The 223-nt window shown below is 64.6% G+C and carries 1 protein-coding gene; it reads right to left on the bottom strand.

Going from position 1 to position 223, the window contains the following annotated elements; translation table 11 throughout:
- The coding region (locus tag WFN61_RS20860) for a hypothetical protein (RefSeq protein ID WP_337039156.1) at positions 1-223 on the bottom strand (223 nt) is incomplete at both ends.

The following is a 223-nucleotide window of genomic DNA, read 5'->3' as shown; positions in this document are numbered from 1 at the left end:
TCTGCCGCTCTCAACGTCATAATCCAGCGTCAGCTGTTCGCCGCCGCTGTGCCGGAAGGTCACCACGCGGGGCAGGCCTGCAAGGGTCTGCCAGCGGTACTCGCTGAGCAGACCGTTTGCATCCTCATGGGCAGTCATCAGGCCATCCTGCCAGCAAAACCGTCTGCGCACGCTACCGCCCCGGCCCGTCACGGTGACGAGCTGGCCCTCAGCGTCATAAGCA

The sequence above is a fragment of the Pseudescherichia sp. AS216 genome, assembly GCF_037152055.1.
Taxonomy (GTDB): Bacteria; Pseudomonadota; Gammaproteobacteria; order Enterobacterales; family Enterobacteriaceae; genus Pseudescherichia.
Note: the sequence above shows the minus strand (reverse complement) of the source record. Positions and strands in the feature narration are given on the sequence as shown.